Raw genomic sequence first — 18485 nt, 5'->3', positions numbered from 1 at the left:
ATTACAAATTTCTTTCCTTGAATTATATTCAATTTTAAAAATCTATCTTTGTGTGAAAAGATAAAGAAAGTTTTTTCTGCTTTTTGATGTATTTTCAATAAAGAATTGAGCTATAATTGATTGTTTTTAAATATAAAAGAATGAAAGAAACAGATATTATAATCATAGGAGCAGGTCCCACGGGGCTTTTTGCCGTTTTTGAGGCGGGATTACTCAGATTAAAATGCCATCTGATTGATACATTACCACAACCCGGAGGGCAATTGGCTGAATTATATCCTAAAAAACCGATTTTTGATATTCCGGGATACCCAAGCGTGGGAGCAGGAGAACTCGTTGATAATTTGATGGAACAAATCAAACAATTTCAACCTGAATTTACGCTTTCGGAAACCGCCGAGCATATAGACAAACTTGATGATGGCACCTTTATCGTAACAACCAATAAAGGTACTCAAATCAAAGGAAAAGCAGTAGCCATCGCAGGCGGATTGGGTACATTTGAGCCACGAAAACCTGAACTTCAGAATATTGCTGATTATGAAGAAAAAGGAGTTGAGTATTTTGTAAGAAATCCGGAGCAATACGCAGGAAAACGTGTGGTAATTGCAGGGGGAGGAGATTCAGCTTTGGATTGGAGTATTTATCTTGCAAATATAGCGAAATCAGTAACTTTGGTTCATCGTCGAAACGAATTTCGTGGAGCTTTGGATTCCGTAGAAAAAGTAAAAGAACTTAAAAATGAAGGAAAAATCAATCTGATTACTCCTTGTGAAGTTATTGAAATAAAAGGAAATGGAAAGGTAGAATCACTCATTTTAGAAAAAGAGGGAGTTCGACAAGAAGTAGAAACAGACTATTTCATTCCATTGTTTGGGCTTACGCCGAAATTAGGACCCATCGCCGATTGGGGGCTTGAAATTGAAAAGAATGCAATTAAAGTGAATAATGCACTTGACTATCAGACAAATATAGAAGGAATTTACGCCATCGGAGATATTAATACATATCCGGGCAAATTGAAATTAATTCTTTGCGGATTTCACGAAGCAACATTGATGTGTCAAAGCATTTACAATCGGTTAAATCCGGGAAAAAAATATGTTCTGAAATATACAACAGTAGCGGGAGTTGATGGTTTTGACGGAAGCCGTAAGGAAGCTGAAAAAGCTGTGGTAAAATCAATAGAATGAGATATTTAAAAAGCATATAGAGTACTAACGAAAGATTAATGATGATGAGAGAAATAAATAAATTTTACTTATTCCTACTGTTCACAATAAGTATAACTACGCTACAAGCTCAAACAGATACAATAAGTCCTAAAAGATTGTCAATCAAAGGAAAAGTTAAAAAAATTGAAGATTTTTCCTATTTTTTGGAGGCGAATCCGAAGGGAAAGAGAACCATCGATGGGAAAAGATATAATATCTATCCTTTTGTTGAAGATTGGAACATTGAGAAAAACGAATCAAAGTACACAAAAACTAACGTTTCATACGAATTTGACAGAACAGGAAAGAACACGAATTCAGTTAGTTATTATGCAGAAGGGAATCCTTTCGGAAAAGTTGAGTTTCTGTATGATTCTACAGGAAAGTTGGTTAAAAGCCAAACTAATTTCAACGTTTCTGACGGAAATTTTGTCGTTAATAAGCAGTACACCTATGATGAGAAAAAACGTTTGGTGCAGATTGAAGAACACGAGGGAAGTCAGTTGCTAAAAACGGTTGTTTTTACCTATGATGATTTAGGAAATTGCATAGGAAAAAGCAAGAAAACAGGTAAACCTATATTTTCTGAAGAACAGTTTCACGACGCTGAAAATCAAACTGTTGATTTGGAGAATCAACCTCGTATTGAATATACGAAAAACGAAACATTCAAGTATAACAAGCACAGAAAGGTTACTTTCTCGGAGGAGTCTTTTCCTGAGCGTCAGGTGTTCTTACGTACAGAAAATCAGTACAATAGACAAAATAAATTGGTTAAAGCTAAATTTGTAAACCAAGAAAACGAAGAAACGGTCTGCTCTTATGAATACGATAAAAACGGAAAGCTCGTACGTACAGTTTGCTCAGCCGAGGACAACCCTGATGTTTACTTGGAAATGACCATTCTTTACAAACCTTCCGGTAAGGTGGAAACCATAAAAAGCAAAACAGGTGTAATTTCGAAAAAAATATTCAGTGAAAACGGTTTGCTGGAACTCCACAGAACTCCGGAATTTGACCATCAGTACAAATATTCTTTCGACAAAAAAGGGAATTGGAAAGAAGCTGTACTTTACGAAAATGGAACTCCTTCTAAAATTAGAATCCGAAAAATTGAATACTATTAAAAATGAATGATATTAGCCTGAAAATAACGGATCGTGATGGTGTACTGTACGAGTTGAAAGCTCCCACAGATATGAATATGAACCTGATGGAAGTAATGAAAGCCTACGAAATTGCTCAAGATGGGGAAATTGGCGTTTGTGGCGGTATGGCAATGTGTGCTTCGTGTCAGTGTTATGTACAAAATGATGTGCCTCTACCTGAGAAATCTGATGAAGAAGAGGCGATGCTTTTTGAGGCATATCACGTGAAAGAAAACAGCAGGTTAGGCTGTCAAATCCCTATTACGGAAGAAATTAACGGTTTGGAAGTCATCTTGGCTCCATATCCATAGAAAGTAATATTTTACGATATAATACAAGCTCAAAACTCAAAGAAATTTTTGGATTTTGAGCTTTAAATTTTTTGATTTATGTTTGATGTGTTAATCATCGGAGGTGGTGCAGCAGGTTTTTTTACAGCAATTAATTGTGCTGAGAAAAATCCTCTTTTAAGAATAGGTATCATTGAGAAAGGAAAAGATGTACTTACCAAAGTAAAAATTTCAGGAGGGGGACGTTGCAATTTAACCCACGCCGAGTTTATTCCTCAAAACTTAGTAAAAAACTACCCGAGAGGAGAGAAGGAGCTGCTAAGCCCATTCCATCGATTTATGTGTGGCGATACAATAGAGTGGTTTGAAAACAGAGGCGTACATTTAAAGACAGAACCTGACGGACGCATTTTTCCTGCTTCAAACAGCTCACAAACAATTATTGATTGCTTCATACGACTATCAAAACAATTTAAAATAGAATTATTAACCTCCCAAAATGTAACTCGGTTTTTCCGGTCGGAAAACGGTTGGGAAGTATCAACAAACGCCCGAACTTTCTTTACCAAAAAATTGGTTATAACTACCGGAAGCAATCCGAAAATTTGGAAATTATTAGCAGAATTGGGACATACCATTGTGCCTCCGGTTCCCTCTTTGTTTACATTTAACACCTCGGACTTATTTATAAAAGATTTGGCGGGAATTGCAGTTATGTCGCAAGTTATGCTTCGAGATAATGAAGGGAAGTCCTTGAAAATTAAAAGTATAGCCCCTTTGCTAATTACTCATTGGGGATTTAGTGGTCCTGCCGTATTAAAACTTTCAGCGTGGGGAGCAAGGATTTTGGCAGAAAGAAATTATCAGTGCATCTTGGAGGTAAATTGGCTGGTTAATGACTCAGAAGAAATTCATACGGAAGAAGTCATTTCTTTATTACAGAAGATAAAACAAAATCAACCTCGAAAAATGTTACAAAACACGAGCATATTTAATCTTCCTAAACGGTTGTGGAATAGATTGTTAGAAAAGGGAGGGGTGAACCCAAACGAACTTTGGTCAGAGGTAAGTAAGGCTCAAATTCGTCATTTGGCACAGGCACTGACATCTTCTCAATTCAAAATAGAGGGAAAATCAACTTTTAAGGAAGAATTTGTTATTGCAGGAGGAGTTTCTCTATCTGAAATCAATTTTAAAACTTTTGAAAGTAAATTATTAAAAGATTTGTACTTGGCAGGAGAAGTTATTGATGTTGATGCCATTACAGGAGGATTCAATTTCCAAAATGCGTGGACAGGAGGATATTTAATAGCTCAAGCCATCGTGGATAAATTAAATACAAAATAAAAAAAACAGCCCAATATATTTTAAAAATTAGGGCTGTTTTTCATCATTCAACTATGAAAACAAAATTTATTTTGCTATGTTCACGGCTCTTGTTTCTCGAATAACCGTAATCTTAACTTGTCCCGGATAGGTCATATCCGTTTGTATTTTTTGTGAAAGATTGAATGAAAGTTCAGCAGCTTTATCGTCACTAACTTTTTCACTTTCAACGATTACACGTAACTCACGACCTGCTTGAATAGCATAGGCTTTTTTAACTCCTTGGAAAGAAAAAGCTGCATCTTCCAAGTCTTTTAAACGCTGAATGTATGAATCTAACACTTGGCGTCTGGCTCCAGGTCTAGCTCCGCTGATGGCGTCGCAAACTTGCACAATAGGCGAGAGGAGTGAGGTCATTTCAATCTCATCGTGGTGAGCTCCAATAGCGTTGCAAACTTCAGGTTTTTCCCCGAATTTTTCTGCCCATTCCATACCTAATATTGCGTGAGGTACTTCAGTTTCAACTTGTGGCACTTTCCCGATGTCGTGCAGTAATCCCGCACGTTTTGCTAATTTTACGTTTAACCCTAATTCAGCTGCCATTAATCCGCATAATTTTGAAACTTCACGTGAATGCTGGAGCAAATTTTGACCATACGAAGAACGATATTTCATACGTCCAACGCATTTGACCAATTCCGGATGCAGTCCGTGAATTCCTAAATCAATTACGGTACGTTTACCGATTTCTACGATTTCATCTTCGATTTGTTTGGTCGTTTTTTCTACAACCTCTTCAATACGAGCAGGATGGATACGTCCGTCCGTAACCAGTTTATGCAATGAAAGCCTTGCAATTTCTCTGCGAACAGCATCAAAGCAAGATAAAATAATTGCTTCAGGAGTGTCATCTACAATAATTTCAACTCCGGTAGCAGCTTCCAAAGCACGAATGTTTCGCCCTTCACGCCCAATGATACGCCCTTTGATGTCGTCGGACTCCAAGTTGAAAACAGAAACACAATTGTCAATCGCTTCTTCTGTTCCTATTCTTTGTATTGTGTTGATAATTATCTTTTTAGCTTCTTGTCGGGCGGTTAATTTAGCCTCTTCAATGGTACTTTGAATGTAAGCCATTGCATCAGCCTGTGCTTCACTTTTTAGTGAATCTGTGAGCTGTGTTTTTGCTTCCTCTGCTGAAAGTCCAGAGATTAGCTCTAATTGTTTTACTTGATTTTTATGTAAACGCTCAATTTCCTCTTGCTTTTTATCAATGTTTTGTAGGCGTTGGTCAGCTTCTTTGTTTTTGTTTTCTAAATCTTCTTTAAGACGCTTGTTTTGAGCTAATTCGTTGGAAACTTGTGATTCTTTATCACGAATACGTTTTTCGGCTTCCGCCATTTTTTTGTCTTTACTCGCAATTACTTTTTCGTGTTCAGACTTCAATTCCAAAAATTTCTCTTTTGCTTGTAAAATCTTATCTTTTTTGATGTTTTCTGCCTCATTTTTTGCGTCTTTTAGCAGTGTACTTGCTTCTGTTTGAGCATTCGTGATGATTTTCGAGGCGTTTTTCTTTTCTAAAACTTTTGCGATTGCAAACCCAATAACTAATCCGAAAATGGTTGCAACTACAATTCCTAATATAAGTGTCGTCATTTGTTAATAAAATTATATATAAAAAAAGCCTACATTGATAAGAGTTTTGTAAACTCCTAAAACAGGTTTAGGGCTACTGAGTTGGTCAAGTATCCGTTCTGGGACGGCTCGCTTTAACAACTCCACTTACCCTTTATTAAGTTGTAAATGTTGAGTTTACCAAAAAGTGCAATCAATGTAGGCAGTAATTTTGCTATTCTAAAGAACTTATTTTGTTTAAATGATAGAATCTATCATTTTATTAATATTTTCTAATTTTTCTTTAATTGTTAAATCTTGATTACTTTCATCAATTTTAGCTTGTTCAATTTGTGTAGCTAAAACGATGGTACACATAGCCAAAGCATCTCTTTTATCTTTCAATTCATAGTTTCGTTCAAAATTATGAATCATTTCATTAATTTCCTTCGCAGCCTTTCTGAATCCCTCTTCCTGCTGTGGTTCTATGACCAATGGATAAACTCTATCAGCGATGGAAAGCTTTATTTTCAAGGTATTATCCATTTTTGAATTTTATTTTGAAAGTTGAGCGATGCAAGCGTCAATTTCCCGAATTAAAGCGTTTATTTTTAATTTTGCTTTTGTTTTATTCTCATTACTGCCAAGAATACTATTTGCGATTTTTGCGGCTTCGTTTTTTTCTTTCCAAACCAAAACTTCTTTCTCTAAAATTTTTTTTTCCTGAGTTAGTGTTTCAATAGTTTGGATAAGTTTCTGGTTTTCAGATTTTAATTTATCTACTTTCCCTTTCAAAGAAGTCGCCTTTTCCTCAAGTAACTCCACCAAATTGCTGATATTACTCATTGCAAATTCTTTAATATTCTCTGGTTTGCAAAGTTAAAACAGAAATATGTAAAAAGCAATTTTTTAACAAACTAATTATTTTTTTGAAGTTTTATCACGAATCAATAGAGTTTTTACTTTTCAAGTAATTGCATAATATTTAAGGCTTTATCTACCGAAGTAATTCGCTCAAAGATTAACAACAACCTAAGCCCGTTGCGGGTTTCTTTTTCCTGCATTTTGCATCGGTCGGGGAAGTGTTGTACGAATTGCAATACCTTATGAAAACGTGGACTTTGGTAAAACGGACTTTGTTGGTCGGAAATAAAATAGCCTGTCATTTTTCCGTTTTTCATCACTAACTTTTCGATGCCCATTTTGGTCGCAATCCATTTTAGGCGTACGCTATTGAGTAAATCAACGGCTTGCGAAGGCAGTTGCCCGAAGCGGTCAATCAGATTCGTTTCGTAAGTTAATAAATCGGTTTCCGAAGTGATGTTACTCAGTTCATTATAAAGGTTTAAGCGTTCGGCAACTCGGTTTATGTATGTGTCGGGGAACAAAAGTTCAAAATCACTGTCGATATGCGTATCACTTAGGTACGATTTGTCTTCTTCTTTGGTTTGATACAAGTCGGAAAATTCGTTTTCTTTCAGTTCTACGATGGCTTCTTGCAGAATTTTCTGATAGGTTTCAAACCCGATTTCGTTGATGAATCCGCTTTGTTCGCCACCGAGAAGGTCGCCCGCCCCGCGTATTTCCAAATCCTTCATCGCGATGTTAAAACCACTTCCCAAATCGGAAAATTGAGCAATGGCTTGTATGCGTTTTCGGGCATCGTCCGACATTGCCACAAACGGAGGTGTGATAAAATAACAAAACGCTTTTTTGTTGCTTCGTCCTACACGTCCACGTATTTGATGCAGGTCAGACAAACCAAAATTATGAGCGTTATTGATGAAAATCGTATTGGCGTTAGGCACGTCCAAACCACTTTCGATAATAGTTGTAGCTACCAACACGTCATAAGCTCCGTCCATAAAGGCGAGCATCGTTTCTTCGAGCTTTTTGCCGTCCATTTGTCCGTGTCCGACAGCAATTTTGGCATCGGGGACGAGCCTTTGCAACATTCCCGCTACTTCACGGATATTTTCAACCCGATTGTTGATGAAAAATACTTGTCCGCCTCGTTGAATTTCGTACAAAACGGCATCGCGGATAATTTCTTCATTAAAATGGATAACCTGACTGTCAATCGGGTAACGGTTTGGCGGAGGCGTGTTAATGACCGATAAATCTCTGGCTGCCATCAGGCTGAATTGCAACGTACGCGGAATTGGCGTTGCGGTAAGCGTCAGAACGTCAAGGTTTTCTTTCAATATTTTGAGTTTGTCTTTCACGCCCACACCAAATTTTTGTTCCTCATCAACAATTAGAAGTCCTAAATCTTTGTATTTAACGTTTTCGTTTACAATTTGATGCGTTCCGATGATGATATCAAGCGAACCTTTGGCAAGTTCCTCCAAAATATTTTTTTTCTCTTTCGCTGTGCGGAAACGATTTAAGTAATCAATCCGAACGGGGAAATCTTTCATTCGGTTGCTAAATGTCTGATAGTGTTGAAATGCCAAAATGGTAGTCGGCACAAGCACAGCTACTTGTTTGCCGTTATCAACTGCTTTGAAGGCAGCCCGAATGGCAACTTCCGTCTTTCCGAAACCAACATCGCCACATACGAGCCTATCCATCGGTTTTTGACTTTCCATATCGGCTTTTACTTCGGCAGTAGCTTTGCTTTGGTCGGGCGTGTCTTCGTACAGAAACGATGCTTCCAATTCGTTTTGCATATAACTGTCGTGAGCAAAGGCAAAACCGCTGGCTTCCTTCCGCTTGGCGTAAAGCTGAATGAGGTTAAAGGCGATTTCTTTTACTTTGGCTTTAGTCTTCTGTTTCAAGGCTTTCCACGCTCCCGAACCCAATTTGTAAATCTTTGGTGGTTTGCCGTCTTTGCCGTTGTACTTGGTGATTTTGTGTAGGGAATGGATGCTTACAAAAAGTACATCGCGGTCGCCATAAATGAGTTTGATGGCTTCTTGCATTTTGCCCTCTACTTCAATTTTTTGCAAGCCGGCGAATTTCCCGATGCCGTGGTCGATGTGTGTAACGTAGTCGCCAACAGTGAGTTGAGTAAGTTCTTTGAGCGTAATGGCTTGCTTTTTGGCATATCCGTTTTTCAGGTGAAATTTATGATATCGTTCAAAAATCTGATGGTCGGTAAAGACGTTGATTTTATTGCCCGAATCCACAAAACCGCTGTGGAGCGATAAAATGGCGGTCTGATAATATACTTTTTGTTCCATTTCCTTAAAGATATCGTCAAAACGTTTGGCTTGTTGCTCGGTGGAACAAATAATATAGTTAGTGAAACCTTCTTCGTGCTTTTCGTTCAAATAAGCGATGAGAAGCTCAAACTGTTTGTTAAAAGCGGGTTGCGGACTGGTTCTGAATGTGATGATTTCGGACGGAAACAATGAATTTGCCCCTGAAAATAAACTTTGGAAGGTTTTTATCTGCTCGGTTAGGGTTGAACTTTGGCAAAAAAGCATTTCCGGAGCAAGATGTTTGACTTCTTTTGACATTTTATCGTAAATATCGACTGCTTTTTGAAATAAACGGTCAATCTTTGCCTGAAAAGCGTCAATATCTTTGCCTATGAAAAGCGTTTCTTTTGAGATATATTCGAGAAATGACTGGCGGACTTCTTCACTCTCTTTATTTTCCACATTCGGAATGATAGTAATTTGAGAAAGCTGCCGTGTAGAAAGCTGAGTTTCCACGTCAAAGGTTCGGAGGCTTTCAACTTCATTTCCGAATAATTCAATACGGTAAGGCTCGTTATTGGAGAATGAAAACACGTCCACAATACCGCCACGTACGGAAAATTCTCCGGGTTCGGTAACGAAATCGGTTCGGTTAAAATTGTATGTGAAAAGCATTTCGTTGAGAAAATCCAGGGGCAGAACATCTCCTTTTTTGATTTTTAATGTGTTCTTTTCGAGTTGTTTGCGTGTGATTACTTTCTCAAAAAGAGCTTCGGGATAACTCACTACAATCAAGGGCGTTTGCTGTGAGCCTAATCTGTTTAACACTTCGGCACGAAGCAACACATTGGCGTTATCCGTGTCCTCAATTTGATACGGGCGTCGGTAACTGTCGGGGAAGAAAATTACGTTTTCATCGCCTAACAAACTTTCCAAATCGTTCAAAAAATAAGCTGCTTCTTCTTTATCGGAAAGCATCACGAACAAATTTCGGTTTGTGTTTTGATAAAGATTGGCAATGATAAAGGATAACGAAGCTCCTGCCAAATGATTAATAGTTAAACAGCGTTCGCCTTTTTCTATTTTTGAAAGTAATTGAATGTATGATGTATTCTCAGAAATTTTTTGAAGAATGGGATTCGTTTTCACAAAAATTTTTCTGCAAAATTACTATTTATTTTGGGAATGAACCAAAGTGAAATCGGTTTTTTATTTGAAAAAAGATGAAGAAGGAAAAAATATTTTGAAATTTCTACATTGATTTTTCTTAGGATTAAGCTCGCTTTTGAAAGAGCTAAAAACTAACAAATTAAAAAAGAATGGTTTCTTTTTTTTGCAGTTCGCGTTTTTTTCTTAACTTAGCCGAAACAAATAGTAACGTAAAAGAAAATGTTTATAGCTTTTGCGTTGTATCATCAAACTTAAATAATTAATTACAATGGGAAAAGGATTTTTTAAAGTGCCGAAAGCCGTAAATGAGCCGGTAAAATCATATGCGAAGGGAACGCCCGAACGAGAGGCTGTTCTCAAAGCGTATAAAGAGTTATGGAATAGTACTATAGATGTTCCTCTGTATATTGGAGCGGAACAAATCAGAACCGGTAAAACCAAAAATATGACTGCCCCGCACAATCATAAACACGTGGTAGGTACATATCATCTTGCGGAGAAACAACACGTGGAGAAGGCAATCGCAACTGCGTTGGAGGCTCGCAAAAAATGGGCGGCTCTTTCTTGGCAAGAGCGGGCTTCTATCTTTTTGAAAGCAGCCGAACTCATCGCGGGACCTTACCGAGCAAAAATCAATGCCGCAACTATGATTGCTCAATCAAAAACCGTACATCAGGCTGAAATCGACTCGGCTTGTGAATTGATTGATTTCCTTCGTTTTAACGTGGAATTTATGACGAATATCTACAATGACCAACCTATCTCCACAGATGGCGTTTGGAATCGGGTGGAATATCGTCCGTTGGAAGGATTCGTTTATGCAGTTACGCCGTTTAACTTTACGGCAATTTCAGGTAATCTTCCGGCAAGTGCTGCCCTAATGGGGAACGTAGTTGTCTGGAAACCAAGTAACGCCCAAGTATTTTCGGCAAACGTAATTATGCAAATTTTCAAAGAAGCCGGACTTCCTGATGGGGTAATCAACTTCATCAATGGCGACGCTGCAATGATTACCGAAACGCTTCTTGCCAGCCCTGATTTCGCCGGAATTCATTTCACCGGGTCAACAGGTGTTTTTCAAGATATTTGGAAAAAAATAGGCAATAACATTCACAATTATAAGACCTATCCAAAAATTGTAGGCGAAACCGGAGGAAAAGATTTCATCGTAGCACATCCGTCGGCTATTTCCAAGCAAGTAGCAACGGCAATCACACGCGGAGCATTCGAGTTTCAAGGACAAAAATGTTCGGCAGCATCAAGGGTATATCTTCCCAAATCGAAAGCCGATGAAATTTTAAATTTTGTGAAAGAAGATGTACTTTCTTTCAAGATGGGAACTCCGGAGAATATGGAAAATTTCATTACTGCGGTAATCAATGAAAATTCCTTTGATAAATTGGCAAAATATATCGACCAAGCAAAAAAAGACACCGATGCCGAGATTTTTGTTGGGGGCGGTTATGATAAATCGGAAGGATATTTTATTGAACCTACGGTTATTGTAACTACAAATCCGAAATATACAACTATGGAAACGGAGCTTTTCGGTCCGGTGGTAACAGTATATGTATATGACGATAACAAATGGGAAAAAACACTCAAATTAGTAGATGAAACTTCGGAATATGCACTTACAGGTGCTGTTTTCTCGCAAGACAGATACGCTCTTAGTCAAGCAATAAAGGCGTTGGAAAATGCGGCGGGGAACTTCTATATTAATGACAAGCCAACCGGAGCTGTGGTAGGGCAGCAGCCTTTTGGTGGAGCTCGTGCTTCGGGGACAAATGACAAAGCAGGTTCAGCTCAGAACTTATTGCGTTGGGTTTCACCTCGATTGATTAAAGAAACTTTTGTTCCGCCTGTGGATTACCGCTATCCATTTTTAGGTTAGTCAGTTTGCAAATAAATAAATCTTTGCCAAAACGCATTTGGCAAAGATTTATATCAAAAAAGATACAATACAACTTTAAAAATCATCTTCACGAAACAGAAAATAGCGTACAAAACTTCAAAAGACTATTTCTTGTTATAAAAATAGCAGAAATGAAATATAAAATCATTTTCTCGGATTGAGAAATGATAAAATAAATTTGATTGATGAAATCTCAATCTGAGAAAAGGTAAAAAGAAATAAAAATATATTTTTTCAGTATGAGATTTTGTAAACTGAAATACATTTGTGATTTCTCGATTTGAGAAATTGTAAAATAGATTCAGTTTCTGGTTTCTCAACTTGATATGACTTGTTTTAGATATTTTTCATCTTATTTTTAATCATAATTATTATCAAAATTATAGTAAAGATTATAAATCATCTTAAAAATATATTTTCATAATTATTATTGTTTGTTTCTTGATGTGAGATGACAATAATTCAACTAAAAAACTTACTTTTTAAAAAAATATATAACTATGAAAAATCTTAAATTGACAACCATTCATCTTTCCGGATTAAAGAATACGGAATTTGCCCAATTATTAGTGCGTTTTTTTGAGGATTTTGAAAAATCGGGATTGGATTTGGAAACAGATGAGGATTTCAAACGATTGTTTGAGCTTATCAAAACCAAAAAACCTACCTTTGATGAAGCTATTGACCAAGTTAGAGGTAGCGAAGAGTCCTATAAAATTAAAAAAGCCGATAAAGAAAGAGATAATTTGCTTAAATCACTTCGTTCGGCTACAAATGCTTATAAGTATTCAAACAATCAAAAAGAAAAAGATGCTTTTGCAACCGTTAGTTTGCTTCTTTCAGAATATAAGAACGTAGAAAATGACGGATATGAACAAGCTACTTATCGTTTGTCAAATCTCACCGAGCGATTGCAAAATGAAGAATATAAGGAAGCTGTTAAGGAATTATCTTTGGGTAAATTTGTTGCAAATCTGGCTGAAGCTAATAGAAAATTTAATGAAGTATTTTCTATTCGCTCTTCCAAAGCAATACAAAAACCATCTTACAATGTGAAAGAGCTTAGAAAAGAGCTTACCAATATTTATAAAGATTTAGCGGACTATACTTTTATTTTGGCTCGTATCCGTAATGATGATTTCTTCACAAAAGCACTCGGGGTTATTAATAACGGACGTAAATACTTTGCAGATACAATCATAGCTCGGCGTAATGCTGCTAAAATGACCTCAAAAAAGGATAAAAATAAGCCCGAATCATAATAAAAGAATCTATTTTAAATCGAAATTTGATTTTATCTAATTCTTTTAAAGGCTTTAATAAGTGAATTTTAGGTATATGATTTTTATTTAATCATTTCACATCACTTATTAAGGCTTTTTTATATTATTTAAGTTTGAATGTTTTTGATTATCGTCAGTTCGAGTGCATTTTATCGAAGTGCACGCAGATAAAATGTGTATCGAGAACTATTAATCCTAAATCGATTTGTTTCACTGTGTTTAAAAAATAATTTGGGATAATGAGAATTAAAAATATCTATTTTAGATTATATTTTATTAAAGTGAAATATAGATAAAATGTGTATTGAGAACTATTACTCCTCGATACGATTTGTTCCACTTTGTTGCACAAATCACTCGGAGTGACGGGTATAGAAAAAATTTAATTTTTATATAAATCAATCTTGAAAATGATTTTGTATGGTTAAATAAAAATATATTTACTTTATCATAAAATGTTTTACCTTTTACATTTACAAGAGAAGATTTTTTCAAGTAGGAATAAGGCAAACTAAAAAGAAATCATTTTTTCTCAAAAAGGAAAATAGTAAAATAAAACCTACTTCTTAAGATTGGAAGTAGGTTTTTGTTTATTTTATTGGTAATGATTGTTTCTCGACAGAAGATTTCTTCAATCGTATGATTTTGAGCAATTAATTTCCTATGTTTTTGATGATATCAATGTTTATTTCCGCAGAAAGTTTTCCGGCTTCAACAACGAACTTTTCGTAGGAAGAGGCATTCCCTTCGCCGGCTTTATCGGAAATGGCTCGAAGCATAATAAACGGAGTTTTTAGCAAATAGCAAGTCTGTGCGATGGCTGCAGCTTCCATTTCAACTGCTTTGGCTTCGGGGAAGGTATTTTCAATTTGTTGTAGGCGTTTGGGGTCGGAAATAAAGGAATCTCCGCTTACTACCAGTCCGCAATGTAATTGATTACTGTGTTTTTCGGCTACGGATTTGGCTAACTGAAACCATTTATCGTCAGGAAAGTATGCGGCTGGCATCTGTGCTTGTTGCCCGATTTCATATCCGAATGCGGTAACATCAACATCGTGATGGCGAACCTCGTTTGCCAAAATAATATCGTGAACGGAAGATGTTCCCAATCCGCCTGCAGTTCCGGTATTGATAATCATATCAGGGTGGAAGTGTTCAATGAGTAAAGTTGTTCCCACAGAAGCACTTACCTTTCCTATTCCCGAAAGAAGCACTACAACGGATACGCCGTGTATTTTCCCCTCGTGAAACGCAAACGAACCGATTGTGGTGGTTTTAATATCGTTTAATTCTTTCTTTAACGTGTTTATTTCGAGCTCCATCGCTCCTATGATACCGATTTTCATTTTTGATTGAGGATATTTTGGGCTGAGATTTAATCGTTTAGTTCTTGAAATCCTTTTGTCATAAATGTTTTGACCTTATTGTTTTCGTTGTAAACCAACAGCACGTTTAGTTCGGGGTGATGCTCTAAAAAGGACTTTGTTTTTTCCAACCCCAGCACCATAAACATTGTAGCGTAGCCGTCTGCATACATAGCCGAGCTTGTTATTACTGTGGCACTTAATAAGTTGCTTTGTTTTGCCAGTCCGGTTTTAGGGTTGATGGAATGCACGAATTTTTCGCCCGTCAGGCTGTCAGTCCATATTTTTCGATAGTTTCCTGAGGTTGCCAGTCCTTGGTTTTCAAATTTCACGGTAGTAATCAGGTCTCTTTTTTCTGAAGGGAGGGTAGGGTCTTCAATGCCGATAGTCCATTTTTTATTTTCGATGGTGTTTTTGCCACTGAGGAATAATTCTCCGCCAACTTCCACGATAAAATTGTGAATGTTTTTGGCTTTTAGAAAATCGGCGATTACATCTACGGTGTATCCTTGGGCAATGGCATTGAAATCAAAGAAGATGGCAGGATTTTCTTTCTCAATGTATTTTTCTTCGGTTAATCTCACTTTGTGAAAACCTACAAAGTTTTTCAGGCTGTCGATTTCTTTTTGAGAAAGCTTGTTTTGAGTTTTGTTCTTCCCGAATCCCCAAGCGTTTACCAGTATTCCTACCGTAGGGTCGAATAATCCTTCGCTTTCTTGCCATATTTTTTGAGAAGCCAGGAAAACTTTTTCAAAATGCGAGTCTATTTTTACTTTTTCACCCTGATTAATCTTTGAAATAATCGATTCAGGACGATAGGTGGACATTGACATATCAATAACTTCCAAAATGGAATCAATGGCGGGCTTTAGATTTTCGTCGCTGTTGGAAATGTATTTAATTCCGTACGTGCTTCCTTGTGCTTCTCCTTTGATAATAAGTGTTTTGTCTTTTTTTGAAGTGCAAGAAAGTAAAACAGTCAGAATTACAAAGAAAAGTATTTTTTTTATTCCAAAAATAGATGTTTTCATTAAAAAATTTCTAAAAGTCCTTTGAAATTCACTTGATAAGGTTTGTTTTTGTAAATGGGAAATTCCTCATTCTCAATATTGGTAAGTCCCACACCAGCAAAATAAGCTTTAGCATTGTGCGTTTGAGCGTGTTTCTTGACAATTTGCATCAGAGCGGGGTCGTATGCATCGGGGTCATCTCCGTAAGGAATAGCCCGCACAATGATGAAATGTTTCTGATTTTTTTTATCCACACAAACAAACTGCGGATCTTTCTTTAATTGGCTGTTTACCAGAAGAAATTCCCAATGTAACTCATCGCGTAAAGCTGTTCCTACAATATTCATTGCCAAGTTGTGTAGTTCCTGACCAGTCAATGGAATCGCCGACATTTTTATACGTTTTTAGCTATTTGGTTCAATCCGAAAACAATTAATTTTTCAACTGCTTGTTTAGTATCTTTAGTGAAAGTTCCGTTAGTTCGATTGGCGATGATTACATTTAGGGAAACCGCTTGATGTCCTAACAACTTTGATAAGCCGTAAATTGCGGAAGTTTCCATTTCTAAATTTGTCATTCTGAAGTTATTATGTTTGAAATTGTGTAGTTTGTCATTCAATTCAGAATCTTGTACAGCCAACCGAAGTACACGTCCCTGCGGACCATAAAAACCGGGAGCCGTTCCTGTAATACCTTCAAAAACTTCAGAAGTGAGTAGTTTTTTCTTCAATGTTTCGCCACAAGCCACAATGTACGGACGCCCTTTATGTTCGTTCCAATTAGTGTGTTTTATGAAAGCATCTTCAATTTCTTTTTCTGTAACCTGATGAATATCACAATATGAGTGTAGCATATTGTCCATTCCCAATCCGTGAGACGAAAGTACAAAGCTATCAACCGGAATATCAGCCTGTAATGAGCCCGAAGTTCCAAAACGGATGAAATTCAACGAAGTAAGTTCTTTCTTAGGTTGTCGCGTTTCTAAATCAATATTGAAAAGTGCATCTAATTCGTTGATAACGATGTCAATATTATCAGGACCAATTCCCGTAGAAATCACCGTTAGGCGTTTTCCTTTGTAAGTTCCTGTATGTGTGCAGAATTCTCTTTTTTGTACTTGATGTTCAATTGTATCAAAATGAGAACTAATGCGTGCCACTCTATTCTGGTCGCCAACCAAAATGATGGTCGTTGCTACTTGTTCGGGTTTTAAATTCAGATGATAAATGCTTCCGTCAGGATTTAAAATCAATTCAGACTCTCGAATCATATTTTGTTGTATTAATGATGTTATTTGATTTTGAGATAAATAGGCTATAATTTCAGGATTTTATTCGACGTGTCGTAATATAAGAAATTATATTTTAAACTACCTCCTAAGTATTCATTTTCGTTGCGTAAAACGGAATACATATTTGTTTCGTTTTTCAAAACGCTCTCTCCTTGAAGATTGATTTTTAGAGGATTTAATGAAGAAAACAAAGGTTTAAGTTTTTCTATAATTCCTTCATATTGCATTGCAGAGTAACCAAAGTTAGGCTGAATTTTAACCAAATGGTTGATGAATAAATTTTTATCTCCTTTAAAGTCAATAGATTTTTTAAGTGTTTCGTTTTCAATGATATTCAGACCGTTTTTTACGGAAGGAAATCTTTTCAAATGAATTTCAAGAATTGAAGGAAGTGCCGTAAGATTGGTTTGTGTGTTTTTGATGTAATTTTCTAATTGTAAAGGAGATTCACTACAATAAAGTTGCCAAATATAATCAGCATATTCAACGTCATCTTGGTTGAAGAAAACCCGATTTTCGTATTTTGTTTTCAGTTCTTTTTGTGTTGGTTTGCTATTTGTGTGATTTATCCACGAGATTTGTATGTTTTTTCGGTATTTTTTTAACCAACTCATTATGGCAATCATATTTATTTGGCTTTGTAAGCTTTCATCAAACCACAAAACTGCTTCATCTTGTGTTTTTTGATTGCATAAATTCCGATATTCTTTCAGTACACTCTCAATAAAAGAAGATTTTCCGGTTTTGTACTCATTTTTGAAGAAATTGTAACGATTTTTCCAAAAATTCTCACTACCAACATCTGTAGAAGTTCTTCCTTCGCAAAGCATTTCATTCCAAGTAATTACTTCTGAATTTGTATCCATTTTTTTTAGTACTTCAGAAGCATTTTTGTTCCCTATAATGTGTAGTACTTTTCGCATAATCGTGATTTTTTTAGTTTATACGCATTGGCAAACCTACGAAAAAAAATAATTGGTTGGTCAAAATTTTATGCTTTTTAGCATTGTTAAATTTTTATTGATGAAAAATTTTTAAGGTCTTCTTAGTAAAGAAATTTTTCTTAATGTTTTTATTATTAGTGTTTTATGGTGATTTCTCTAACTGAGTTCAGAATGAATTATTGTGCCAATGATTTTTTATTTGTTAATGAGATAAAACTTATAAAATTGATTGGAAAACATAAAATTTTATTAAAAAAATGATATTTGTTATCAAAAGTTGTATATTTGTCCTGTTTTAATTGAGGAAAAAATCTATGGAAAAATTTGGTGACGTAATTGATGTAAATACTCCCGTTCTTATTTGTTTTTTTGCAGATTGGCACGAGGCTTCAATGCATATGAATGCCGTTTTGAGAGAGATTCTTTCAATAATGGGTAATCGTGTGAAAGTTGTTAAAATAGATGTAGATAAAAATAAAGAACTTACAAAGGCGCTGAAAGTGAACGGGTTGCCTACACTTATCATTTATAACAAAAGAGAACTCGTTTGGCGAGGAGAAGGCTTTCACGATAGTGATATAATTTCCTTAGAGTTGAGTAAATACATAAATTAGATTGCAAATTTCCAAATCCTTGAAAAAGCAAAATATAAAGTACAACAGCCGTTATTGGTTGTTTTTTTTTTGCCTTTTCAACTTAATTTTCTAATTTTGCATACTGAAGAATAATTTTCTTTGACTCTAACAATCAAATATTTAAATTAGTTGAAT

At 36.0% G+C, this 18485-nt stretch carries 16 protein-coding genes and 1 other RNA gene; 7 read left to right on the top strand and 10 right to left on the bottom strand.

All coding sequences use genetic code 11. The features are described from left to right. Positions 1-140: 140 nt before the first annotated feature. The 4 genes from GN105_RS02500 (at position 141) to GN105_RS02485 (ending at position 3999) form a co-directional block, all read left to right on the top strand. Positions 141-1193, top strand: coding sequence for an NAD(P)/FAD-dependent oxidoreductase (locus tag GN105_RS02500; RefSeq protein WP_155283867.1), 1053 nt, complete (start codon positions 141-143; stop codon positions 1191-1193). Positions 1194-1330: 137 nt separating this feature from the next. Further along, positions 1331-2341 (top strand): RHS repeat domain-containing protein, encoded by a 1011-nt coding sequence (locus tag GN105_RS12840; protein WP_173014954.1) that lies wholly within the window; start codon positions 1331-1333, stop codon positions 2339-2341. Positions 2342-2343: 2 nt separating this feature from the next. Then, positions 2344-2673, top strand: coding sequence for a 2Fe-2S iron-sulfur cluster-binding family protein (locus GN105_RS02490; protein ID WP_155283865.1), 330 nt, complete (start codon positions 2344-2346; stop codon positions 2671-2673). A gap of 78 nt (positions 2674-2751) precedes the next feature. Next, entirely contained in the window at positions 2752-3999 is a 1248-nt protein-coding gene (locus GN105_RS02485) for a BaiN/RdsA family NAD(P)/FAD-dependent oxidoreductase (protein WP_155283864.1), read from the top strand. A gap of 66 nt (positions 4000-4065) precedes the next feature. Here the strand turns inward: GN105_RS02485 and rny are convergent, their stop codons facing one another. From rny to mfd, 5 genes are all read right to left on the bottom strand, one after another. Then, positions 4066-5634, bottom strand: a complete 1569-nt coding sequence (rny, locus tag GN105_RS02480; RefSeq protein ID WP_155283863.1) for a ribonuclease Y — start codon at positions 5632-5634, stop codon at positions 4066-4068. 50 nt (positions 5635-5684) lie between these two features. After that, positions 5685-5790: non-coding RNA, 6S RNA (gene ssrS / locus GN105_RS02475), on the bottom strand. 60 nt (positions 5791-5850) lie between these two features. Beyond that, on the bottom strand, positions 5851-6138 hold the full coding sequence (locus GN105_RS02470; protein ID WP_155283862.1) for a cell division protein ZapA: 288 nt from the start codon (positions 6136-6138) through the stop codon (positions 5851-5853). Between the two features lie 9 nt (positions 6139-6147). After that, on the bottom strand, positions 6148-6438 hold the full coding sequence (locus tag GN105_RS02465; RefSeq protein WP_155283861.1) for a hypothetical protein: 291 nt from the start codon (positions 6436-6438) through the stop codon (positions 6148-6150). A 113-nt stretch (positions 6439-6551) separates the two neighbouring features. Then, complete coding sequence (gene mfd / locus GN105_RS02460) at positions 6552-9887, bottom strand: transcription-repair coupling factor (RefSeq protein ID WP_173014953.1); 3336 nt, start codon at positions 9885-9887, stop codon at positions 6552-6554. A 289-nt stretch (positions 9888-10176) separates the two neighbouring features. On the opposite strand from mfd, the gene pruA reads away from it, so the two are divergent. Further along, a complete protein-coding gene (gene pruA, locus GN105_RS02455; protein ID WP_155283860.1) occupies positions 10177-11802 on the top strand; it encodes an L-glutamate gamma-semialdehyde dehydrogenase in 1626 nt (541 codons plus the stop codon). A 521-nt stretch (positions 11803-12323) separates the two neighbouring features. Continuing rightward, positions 12324-13085 (top strand): DUF6261 family protein, encoded by a 762-nt coding sequence (locus GN105_RS02450; RefSeq protein WP_155283859.1) that lies wholly within the window; start codon positions 12324-12326, stop codon positions 13083-13085. A 674-nt stretch (positions 13086-13759) separates the two neighbouring features. On the opposite strand, the gene GN105_RS02445 is transcribed toward GN105_RS02450, so the two are convergent. From GN105_RS02445 to GN105_RS02425, 5 genes are read right to left on the bottom strand one after another with little or no spacing between them, the layout of a single operon-like run. Then, the gene (locus GN105_RS02445; protein ID WP_155283858.1) at positions 13760-14452 is read right to left on the bottom strand and encodes a 5'-methylthioadenosine/adenosylhomocysteine nucleosidase; all 693 of its coding nucleotides are present in this window, start codon (positions 14450-14452) and stop codon (positions 13760-13762) included. Positions 14453-14481: 29 nt separating this feature from the next. Beyond that, on the bottom strand, positions 14482-15501 hold the full coding sequence (locus tag GN105_RS02440; protein ID WP_155283857.1) for an FAD:protein FMN transferase: 1020 nt from the start codon (positions 15499-15501) through the stop codon (positions 14482-14484). Continuing rightward, complete coding sequence (locus GN105_RS02435) at positions 15501-15872, bottom strand: DUF8840 domain-containing protein (RefSeq protein ID WP_155283856.1); 372 nt, start codon at positions 15870-15872, stop codon at positions 15501-15503. The genes GN105_RS02440 and GN105_RS02435 overlap by 1 nt, the downstream gene beginning before the upstream one ends. Positions 15873-15874: 2 nt before the next feature. Next, a complete protein-coding gene (locus tag GN105_RS02430; RefSeq protein WP_155283855.1) occupies positions 15875-16750 on the bottom strand; it encodes a nucleoside phosphorylase in 876 nt (291 codons plus the stop codon). A gap of 44 nt (positions 16751-16794) precedes the next feature. Then, entirely contained in the window at positions 16795-17694 is a 900-nt protein-coding gene (locus GN105_RS02425) for a DUF1835 domain-containing protein (protein ID WP_155283854.1), read from the bottom strand. Positions 17695-18029: 335 nt separating this feature from the next. Here GN105_RS02425 and GN105_RS02420 point away from each other — a divergent pair, with 335 nt between their 5' ends. Then, the gene (locus tag GN105_RS02420) at positions 18030-18329 is read left to right on the top strand and encodes a thioredoxin family protein (protein ID WP_155283853.1); all 300 of its coding nucleotides are present in this window, start codon (positions 18030-18032) and stop codon (positions 18327-18329) included. Positions 18330-18485 lie beyond the last annotated feature (156 nt).

Origin of the sequence: Capnocytophaga felis (genome assembly GCF_009684755.1) — a bacterium.
GTDB classification, from domain to species: Bacteria; Bacteroidota; Bacteroidia; order Flavobacteriales; family Flavobacteriaceae; genus Capnocytophaga; species Capnocytophaga felis.
This window is presented reverse-complemented; position numbering and strand designations above follow the sequence as displayed.